General features: G+C 72.9%; 8 protein-coding genes. 5 read left to right on the top strand and 3 right to left on the bottom strand.

The features are described 5' to 3' along the window. Positions 1 to 12: 12 nt before the first annotated feature. The 3 genes from ACQP00_RS38025 to ACQP00_RS38015 are packed head-to-tail and all read left to right on the top strand — an operon-like array spanning position 13 to position 2,179. Positions 13 to 861, top strand: a complete 849-nt coding sequence (locus tag ACQP00_RS38025; RefSeq protein WP_433205556.1) for a carbohydrate binding domain-containing protein — start codon at positions 13 to 15, stop codon at positions 859 to 861. A 31-nt stretch (positions 862 to 892) separates the two neighbouring features. Further along, a complete protein-coding gene (locus ACQP00_RS38020; RefSeq protein WP_433205553.1) occupies positions 893 to 1,441 on the top strand; it encodes a signal peptidase I in 549 nt (182 codons plus the stop codon). A 15-nt stretch (positions 1,442 to 1,456) separates the two neighbouring features. Then, the gene (locus ACQP00_RS38015) at positions 1,457 to 2,179 is read left to right on the top strand and encodes a hypothetical protein (RefSeq protein ID WP_433205550.1); all 723 of its coding nucleotides are present in this window, start codon (positions 1,457 to 1,459) and stop codon (positions 2,177 to 2,179) included. Positions 2,180 to 2,359: 180 nt separating this feature from the next. On the opposite strand, the gene ACQP00_RS38010 is transcribed toward ACQP00_RS38015, so the two are convergent. The 3 genes from ACQP00_RS38010 to ACQP00_RS38000 all read right to left on the bottom strand — a co-directional run bounded on the left by ACQP00_RS38010 (position 2,360) and on the right by ACQP00_RS38000 (position 5,825). Continuing rightward, positions 2,360 to 3,202: a hypothetical protein gene (locus ACQP00_RS38010; protein WP_433205547.1), complete on the bottom strand. Its 843-nt coding sequence runs from the start codon at positions 3,200 to 3,202 to the stop codon at positions 2,360 to 2,362. A gap of 180 nt (positions 3,203 to 3,382) precedes the next feature. Continuing rightward, positions 3,383 to 4,840 (bottom strand): LPXTG cell wall anchor domain-containing protein, encoded by a 1,458-nt coding sequence (locus ACQP00_RS38005; RefSeq protein ID WP_433205544.1) that lies wholly within the window; start codon positions 4,838 to 4,840, stop codon positions 3,383 to 3,385. Between the two features lie 157 nt (positions 4,841 to 4,997). Next, the gene (locus ACQP00_RS38000; RefSeq protein ID WP_433205541.1) at positions 4,998 to 5,825 is read right to left on the bottom strand and encodes a chitosanase; all 828 of its coding nucleotides are present in this window, start codon (positions 5,823 to 5,825) and stop codon (positions 4,998 to 5,000) included. Between the two features lie 68 nt (positions 5,826 to 5,893). Here ACQP00_RS38000 and ACQP00_RS37995 point away from each other — a divergent pair, with 68 nt between their 5' ends. Next, a complete protein-coding gene (locus ACQP00_RS37995; RefSeq protein ID WP_433205538.1) occupies positions 5,894 to 6,217 on the top strand; it encodes a hypothetical protein in 324 nt (107 codons plus the stop codon). 115 nt (positions 6,218 to 6,332) lie between these two features. Continuing rightward, complete coding sequence (locus tag ACQP00_RS37990; protein WP_433205535.1) at positions 6,333 to 8,510, top strand: bifunctional polysaccharide deacetylase/glycosyltransferase family 2 protein; 2,178 nt, start codon at positions 6,333 to 6,335, stop codon at positions 8,508 to 8,510. Positions 8,511 to 8,516: the final 6 nt, after the last annotated feature.

Below are 8,516 nucleotides of genomic sequence, written 5' to 3'. Positions count from 1 at the left end.
CGAATTGGGGGCATGGTCGCTGCCCGGCATCTGCGCACGGTGGCCGGCGTGGTCGCCGTGCTGCTCGTCGCGCTGCTGCGGCCGTGGGGCACGGCGAACGCGGCCTTCACCGGCGGCAGCGCCAACCCCGGCAACCGGCTGGCCGCCGGGTCGCTCGCGGCCCCGACCGGGCTGACCCTCACGCCCGCGTGCGCGAGCGGGGTGCCGAGCGTCGGCGCGAGCTGGACGGCCGGCACCGGAGGGTCCGCCCCCACCGGGTACAAGCTGCAGCGCCAGCTCTCCGGCACGACGCAGAACACCGTGCAGACCGCGGCCACCAGCGGCACCGACACCGGCATGGCGAACGGGCAGACGTACACGTACAAGGTCTTCTCGTACCTGTCCGGCTGGACGTCGGCCGCGGCGAGCGACACGGTCGCGGTGAACTGCGCCACGAACCTGCTCGCCAACCCCGGATTCGAGAGCGGCGGCACCTCCGCGCCGTGGCTCATCGACACCACCGGGTCCGCCGTCGCGACCGTGTCCGCGCCGGTCCACGCGGGCGGGGGAGCGGTTCGGGTGCCGATCAGTTCGCAGTTGTACACCACGGTCTCCGTCGCCGCCGGCACGTCCTACACGTTCTCGGCGTGGGCGTACACGGCGCCCGGCACCGGATCGGTGAGCGCGCTGCTGCGGGTGATCAGCGGTTCCAGCCTGTACGGCTCGACGGTGCTCGGCAGCGTGCAGGGCAGCGGTACCGCCGGCAGCTGGAGCCAGTACACGGTGACGTTCAACTCGGGGGCGGCGACGAGCGTGACACTGTCCATCGGCACCGGCACCGCGACCTACGACGTGTACACGGACGACGTCAGCCTCGCTTAAGTCGGCGCCCGGCATGCCGACGTTGGTGAGCATGACCGCTCTGCATGCCCGCCCGGCCCGGGTGCCGTGGCTGCTCCGGCCGGTCGCCGTGGGTGTGCTGAGCTTCGTGTTGTGCCTGTTCGCCATGACGCTGGTGCCGCTGGCGTTCGGCTGGTCCCCCTCCGTCGTGCTCAGCGGCTCGATGCAGCCGTCGATCACGCCCGGCGACGTGGTGATCAGCGCGCCGCTGGAGACGGGCGACCTCGTGCCCGGCCGGGTGATCCGCTTCCGGGATCCGGCGCGGCCCGGGCGGTACCTCGTGCACCGCATCGTCGCCGTCCAGCCCGACCACACGCTGGTGACCCAGGGCGACGCCAACGCGGCGGCCGACAGCACCCCCGTCCCGGCCGGCGACGTGACCGGCGTGGCGCGGCTGCGCGTCCCCTGGATCGGCCTTCCCGCGCTCTGGTGGCGTGACGGTCATCATGTCCGGGTCGTGCTCCTGGCCGGCATGCTCGCGCTGCTGTGGTGCGCGCGACACGACGGACCCGTGACGCGGCCTCAGCTCCGCCGGACTTCGGCCGATCCGAATCGGTTGTAGCCGAAGGAGGCATCCGTGGAGGAGCAGTCGAACCCGCAACGCGGCGGGGCGCGGGTCATCACGTCCCACCGCGCGTCCCGACGCCGGCGCCGGACCCGCCTGGCCGGGGCGCTGGCCGTCGCCGCCGCCATCAGCGCGTCCAGCATCACGGTCTACCAGGCCTCGTCGGCCGCGTTCAGCACCGCGACGGTCAACCCGGGCAACGCGTTCACCACCGGCGCGCTGGCCCTGACCGACAACGACAGCAACACCGCGATGTTCAACGTCTCGGGCCTCGTCCCCGGCAACTCGGGATCGTCGTGCATCACCGTGTCATGGGCCGGCACCGTGACCCCGTCGGCGCCGGTCCAGCTCTACGTGGCCCCCGGCGACGCCACCGACACCCCCGGCACCGGCGGCGGCGGCACCACGCCCTACCTCAACTGGAGCGTCGAGAAGGCGTCCGGCTCAGGCATCTTCGGCAGCGGCGCGTCCTGCACGGGCCTGAGCGGCACCACCACGATCTTCGGCAACACGGCCGACACGACGATCACCGCCGGCCGGATGCTCGCCGACTTCACCGCCAAAAACACTTACAGCGCCTCTGGTACCACCAGTGTCTCCTCCGCCTGGACGCCCGTCGCGAACGTCGGCAGCACCATGGTCTTCCGGTTCAACTACCGGATGGCCACCGACACCCCCAATTCGGCGATGGGCGCCACCGCGGTCGTGAAGATCACGTGGGAGGCGCGGAGCTGACCGCGCGCCGCCCCGACCTCGGCAATGGGCGCGACGGTGGTCGTGATGATCACGTGTGGGGCGCGGAGCTGACCGCACACCAGCCGGCAAGCCCCTCCGGCCGCGCCGCGTGCCGCCCGGCACCCCGACCTCGGCGATGGGCGCCACCGCGGTCGTGAAGATTCCCGTGTGGGCGCGGAGCTAACCGCGCACCAGCCGGCAGGCGGCGAGCGACTCGGCGAGCCCGTCCGGCCGCGCCGCGTGCCGGCCGATGGCAGTGGCGATCCGGTTGATGGTGGCGGTCCGCTTGTCCCGCAGCGGTCCGAGGATCGCGTTGTCGACGAAGTTCGGGCCGCCCTGACCCTGGCTGGTGGCGAGGCGCTGCTCGGCCTCGGCGAGCTGGGTGTCGAGCAACGCGAGGTTGCGGTCGACCTCGGCCCGCGCCTCCGCCGGGACCGCGGGAAGTTTGTCCGCGACCGACGGGCACGCGATGGCCCCGCTGCTGCTGTTCGGCGGGTTGGTCTTCGGCGGGGCGGTCGTTGTCTGGGTTGTCGTTGTCTCGGTTGTCTGTGTCTGCGCCCGTGTCTGGGCCGGGACTGCGGCGGTGGCGGGCGCTTGCCCTTGCACCAGGCGGCAGGGCGCGAGCGACTCGAGCCCCGCCGGCCGGGCCGCGTGCCGGCCGATGGCGATGGCGATACGGTCGAGGGTGGCGGCCCGCTTGTCCTGCAGCGGTCCGAGGATCGCGTTGCGGGCAAAGTTCGGACCGCCCTGGCCCTGGCTGGTGGCGAGGCGCTGATTGGCCTCGGCGATCTGCGTGTCGAGCAGCGCCAGGTTGCGGTCGACCTCGGCCCGCGCCTCCGCCGGTACCGCCGGGAGCTTGTCCCCGACCGACGGGCACGCGACCCTGCCGGGCCCGGCACCGGCGTTGCCGCCCGTCTGCGCCGCCGCGACCCCGAGCCCGAGCCCGACCGTGAGCAGTGCCACCAGCCCGCCGAGCAACAACCAGCGCCGCCCTCTACCGGGTTGACTGTCGAGTGTGGACATACGACCGCTCCTTCTCGCTCCGTGGCTCCCGTTCCGCCGCCTGGTACGGGACCTTCGTCACGAGGGTTCAAGCGGTCCTGGCCGCCCCGGGTCCGAGCCCGGGACGGCCTGAAAATTTCAGTACCCTGGGGTGCGACGCGCACCATGGCAGTGCACGCGTCGCACCCGTACCCATGCCGCTCAGAACTGCCGGCGGCGGCGGAAGAGCAGCAGCCCCAGGCCGATCATGAGCAGCCCGGCGAAGGCGAGCGTCGACACGCCGGGGCCGGTGACGGGGAGCGATCCGTCCAGGCTCTCGGTGGCGGCGGCCGCAGCGCCGGCGGTCGTGGTGGTCAGGCCGACCGTGCTGATCACGCCCGCGCCGGTGCCCACGCCCGCGCCGGTGCCCACGCCCGCGCCGGTGCCCACGCCCGCGCCGGTGCCCACGCCCGCGCCGGTCCCAGTGCCAGCGCCAGCGCCTGTGCCAGCGCCGGTCCCGGTTCCGTCGCCGGTGCCTGCGCCAGTGCCGTCGCCACTACCCGCGCCCGTGCCGGTTCCGCCACCAGTGCCCGTTCCAGTTCCCGTTCCCGTGCCACTGCCCGTTCCCGTTCCCGTGCCGTTCCCGGTGCCGGTGCCAGTTCCGGTGCCCGTGCCGGTGTCCTCTTGGGTCACGGTGGGGAGGAGGACGACGTCGAGGGAGAGCGTCGGGTCGGTGTCGAGGTCGGCGTCCACGTCGACGGAGGCGATGCCGCCCACCTCCAGGGTCGCGTCGGCATCGATGCCGTCGGAGAGGTCGAGGGTGGCGTCGGCCTGGACGGCGTCGCCGAGGTTGATGGTGAGATCGAGGGACGGGTCGGTCAGGTCGGCGTTCAGATCCACGTCGGCGATGGTGCCGACCTCCAGGGTGGCGTCGGCGTTGATGCCGTCGGAGAGGTCGAGGGTGGCGTCGGCCTGGATGGCGTCGCCGAGGTTGATGGTGAGGTCGAGGGATGGGTCGGTCAGGTCGGCGTTCAGGTCCACGTCGGCGATGGTGCCGACCTCGATGGTCGCCTGCGCCCCTGAGTTGTCCACGCCCGCGTCGATGTTCGCGATGTCGCCGACGGTGACGCTGGTCTGCAGGCCACCCTGACCATCGGACGCCGGCGTACCGCCGAGCCCGAGATCCAGGTTGACCTGGACACCATTGCCACCGCCGCCGCCACCGCTGCCACCGCCGCCCGTCGTCGAGCCGCCGCCCGTAGTCCCGCCGAGGCCGAGGTCCACGTTGACCTGGACACCGCCGCCCCCGCCACTGCCCGTCGTCGAGCCGCCGCCCGTAGTCCCGCCGGTGGTCCCGCCGGTTGTCGAGCCGCCGCCCGTTGTGGTCGAGCCGCCGCCTGCCGTTGAGCTACCGCCTGTGGTGGGGCTGCCGCTGGGCGAGGTTGGCGTGCCGCTCAGGGAGACGTCGAGTTGGATGCCGTTGGTGGTGCCTAGGTTGACGTTGGCCACGCCGGGCACCGTGATCGCGGCGCCCGTGTTGCCGAGGTTGATCGAGGCCAGGCCCGGGAGGTTGATTCCCAGGCCGGGCGTGTCCGAGGCCTGTGCGGCGCTCGCACTCAGGAGCCAGATTCCGCCCGCGAATCCGGCGGTTACGAGGCCCCGCAACACCCACTTGCGCATGACGTACCTCCAAGCAACGAGCTGTGAGTCACCGAACAACTCCGCAGAGTCATGTCGGTGAAGTCACTGTGGGGGAGCCAAACGGTTGCTCGCAAGGTCGGCGTCGGTTGCAGTACGGCAAGGACGGCAGTTCTGACCGATCACCCGACAGCGGGTATCAACGCAGCTCGTGCTCGTCGCCGTCGAGGGTGACCGTCAGCGGCGCCGCCAGCCCGTAGTCGGCGCGGTTCACCAGGTCGCGCAGGGCGGCGACCCGGTCCACCGATTCGGACCAGGCGTCCCGGGTGTCCCGATCGTGCGGGTTGCGCAGCGTGTCGGCCCGCACGTCCAGGAACGCCACGAGCCACGCCGGTTCGGCCACCCCGCCGGCGGGCGTGCCGCCGGCGCGCTGCGTCGCCCGGTCGATCAGGGCAGGCAGCCCGTCGGGGTCGTCGCCCGTGCCGTGCTGGACGGCGCTGTCGAACAGCACGGCCACCCCGAGCGGCGTGCGCAGGCCGAGGCGGTGCGCGTCCTGCAGCGCCGGACCGTACGCGAGCTGGTCGGTCAGCCGGTCCTGCTCGGCCCGGAACGCGGGGTCGCCGGCCGCGGCCGCCCAGTCCTCGGCGAACCCGGGCAGGCCGCCGGTGTCGTCGCTGCCCGCGTCGGCCAGCTCGCGCAGCCGGGGCAGGTGCCGGGCGAGGCGGCTGCCGGGGACCGCGGCGTCGTACGACTCGACGATCTCGCGTACTTCGTCGCTGCTCGTCGTGAAGCCGATCGTGCCGCAGGTCAGGCCGCGGCCGTCGCCGAGGGACTCGACGGCGCCGTAGCGGGGCTCGGGCTCGCCGTGCTCGAAGAGGCTCACCAGCTCGTCGGCGAGGTGGCGCTGGGTCGCGGTCAGCTCGATCGCCGACGGTCCGTGACCGGGCTCCGGCCACGCGCTGCCACCGCAGGAACCCGTCAGGACCGCCAGCAGAATTGCTGCAAACCGGATTCGCGCAGCTCGCATCGACGATCAGGCTACCCGGGGCGGCCACGGATCATGCGGACCCACGCGGGCACTCCTATGTTCGAACGGTGACCGAGCAGCCGGACCAGCCCGTGCAGCCGGAGCCGACCCGCAAGATCGGGCGCGCCCGGCTCGGCCGGGCCGTCGGCAAGGCGCCCCTGCCCGAGCGGGCCCCGACCACCGTCATGCGCGACGCGGCCCAGCCCCCGCCACCGGTGTTCGTCGATCCCAGCGGAGCCCGCCGCAAACGTCTGCGCCGCATCGTGTACCTCCTCGGCCTCCTGCTGCTGGCCGCGCTCCTCGCCCTGTGGCTGAGCCAGTTCCTCGGCTCCACCCGCCCACCGGCCGAACGCTGCCCAGCCGCCACCGCAACCCCGGCGGCCTGCCGATGACCACCTACCGCGCCACACAACCGGCCCCGGACGCGCCGACCCGGTGCGGCGTGCCGATAACCGCTGACCGCGCGATGCAACCGGCTCCCGGCGCACTGAACCCGGTGGTGCGCCGATGACCGTGTACCGTGCCGCGCAGCCGGCGCCCGACCCGCTCACCACGAGCTCGCTGCCCGCGGTGCGCCGCCGGCGCACGGCGTTGCGGGTGCTGCTGGCCGTGCTCGTCCTGGCGCTGGTCGCCACGTTGTTGTTCATCGAGGCGTACACGAACAGCGGGTTCGCGCCGGACCACGAGCAACCCGGGGCCAGGGCCGTGGGCAAGGTGCCGGCCGGGATCCGCGACGGCGGCCCGATCCTCGACGCGACCGGGGGACAGGCGCGGTCGGTGCGGCTGCCGGAGCGTACCGTCGCGCTGACCTTCGACGACGGCCCCGACCCGACCTGGACGCCGAAGATCCTCGACGTGCTGGGCCGGCACGACGTGCACGCGACGTTCTTCGAGATCGGCGCCGAGGTGGCCCGCCACCCGGAGCTCTCCCGGCGCGTGCTGGCCGAGGGCCACCAGATCGGCGCGCACACGTTCAGCCATCCGCAGCTGGCCGACCTGCCCGGCTGGCGGCAGCGCCTGGAACATTCGCAGACCCAGATGCTCATCTCGTACGCCACCGGGCGCTCGACCTCGCTGCTGCGCCCACCCTACTCGTCGGTGCCGGACGCGATCGACGACCGCGACTGGGGCACGATCGCGGCGGCGGGCGGCCAGGGCTACACCACGGTGCTCAACGACCTCGACAGCCGCGACTGGGCCCGCCCCGGCGTCGACGCGATCGTGAAGGCGGCGACCCCGGAGGGCCAGGCCGGCGCGGTCGTGCTCTTCCACGACGCGGGCGGCGACCGCGCGCAGACCGTCGCGGCGCTCGATCGGCTGATTCCGCAACTGCAGCAGCGGGGGTACCGCTTCACGACCATCGCCGAGGCCACCGGAGCGGGCGCCGGGGCGGCCAACCCGCCCGCGAGCGCCGCCGCGGTGTGGCGCGGGCGGGGCCTGGCCTGGTCGATCCGGCTGGCCGACGCGAGCTGGTGGGTGCTGTGGGGCCTGCTGATCCTGGTCGGCGCGCTGACCCTGGCCCGGGCGCTGCTGCTGTTGCTCTTCGCCGTGCGCCACTCCCGCCGCCGGCGGTCGGTGACGTGGTCCTGGGGGCCGCCGGTCACCGAACCGGTGACGATCGTGGTGCCGGCCTACAACGAGCGCACGACCATCGAGCCGGCGGTGCGCTCGCTCGCCCTGTCGGCCCACCCCGGGGTCGAGGTCATCGTGGTGGATGATGCGAGCACGGACGGTACAAGCGAGGCGGTTGAAGCTCTTGGCCTGGGCAACGTGCGCGTCGTGCGGGTCCCGCCGGGTGGCAAGGCGACGGCGCTGAACACCGGCGTGGCGTTGTCGCGCAACGGTTTGATCGTGATGGTGGACGCGGACACGGTCGTCGAGCCGGATTCGGTGCACCGCCTGGTCCAGCCGTTCGGCGACGGGACGGTCGGCGCGGTCGCCGGCAACGTGAAGGTCGGCAACCGCCGGGGACTGCTCGGCAAGTGGCAGCACATCGAGTACGTGATGGGTTTCAATCTCGACCGGCGGCTGTACGACACGTTCGGGTGTATCCCGACCATCCCCGGCGCCCTGGGCGCGTTCCGGCGGCAGGCCCTCACCGACGCCGGCGGCCTGACCACCGACACGATCGCCGAGGACACCGACCTCACCATGGCCGTGCACCGGGCCGGCTGGCGGGTCGTCTACCAGGAGACCGCTCGAGCGCACACCGAGGCGCCGGCCACGCTGGGACAGCTGTGGAAGCAACGGTACCGCTGGAGCTACGGCACCATGCAGGCGATCTGGAAGCACCGCGGCGCGGTCCGCGACTCCGGCCCGTCCGGCCGCTTCGGCCGCCGCGCGCTGCCGTTCATCACCCTGTTCAGCGTACTGCTGCCGCTGCTCGCCCCGCTGCTGGACATCCTCGCCGTGTACGGCACGTTCTTCCTCAACCGCACCGAGACCGCCATCGGCTGGCTCGCGATGCTGGTCGTGCACGCCGTGACCGCGATCCTCGCCTTCCGCCTCGACCGCGAACCGCTCCGTCCACTGTGGACTTTGCCGCTGCAGCAGCTGGTGTACCGTCAGGTGATGTACCTGGTGCTGCTGCACTCGGCGATCACGGCGGTCACCGGCCGGCGTTTGCGCTGGCAGAAGCTGCGCCGAACGGGGGAGGTGGACGCCGTACCCGCCGGCGGTGCATAGCGACCG

This window comes from Dactylosporangium sp. CS-047395, assembly GCF_050942185.1.
Classification (GTDB): domain Bacteria; phylum Actinomycetota; class Actinomycetes; order Mycobacteriales; family Micromonosporaceae; genus Dactylosporangium.
The sequence above is the reverse complement of the archived record's forward strand: the minus strand, read 5'-3'. Positions and strand labels throughout refer to the sequence as shown.

What these genes read in the sequence shown, in the direction of transcription:
- ACQP00_RS38025 (WP_433205556.1), top strand. Translation starts at nt 13, where the DNA reads ATGGTCGCTGCCCGGCATCTGCGCACGGTGGCCGGCGTGGTCGCCGTG.
- ACQP00_RS38020 (WP_433205553.1), top strand. Translation starts at nt 893, where the DNA reads ATGACCGCTCTGCATGCCCGCCCGGCCCGGGTGCCGTGGCTGCTCCGG.
- ACQP00_RS38010 (WP_433205547.1), bottom strand. Translation starts at nt 3,202, where the DNA reads ATGTCCACACTCGACAGTCAACCCGGTAGAGGGCGGCGCTGGTTGTTG.
- ACQP00_RS38005 (WP_433205544.1), bottom strand. Translation starts at nt 4,840, where the DNA reads ATGCGCAAGTGGGTGTTGCGGGGCCTCGTAACCGCCGGATTCGCGGGC.
- ACQP00_RS38000 (WP_433205541.1), bottom strand. Translation starts at nt 5,825, where the DNA reads ATGCGAGCTGCGCGAATCCGGTTTGCAGCAATTCTGCTGGCGGTCCTG.
- ACQP00_RS37990 (WP_433205535.1), top strand. Translation starts at nt 6,333, where the DNA reads ATGACCGTGTACCGTGCCGCGCAGCCGGCGCCCGACCCGCTCACCACG.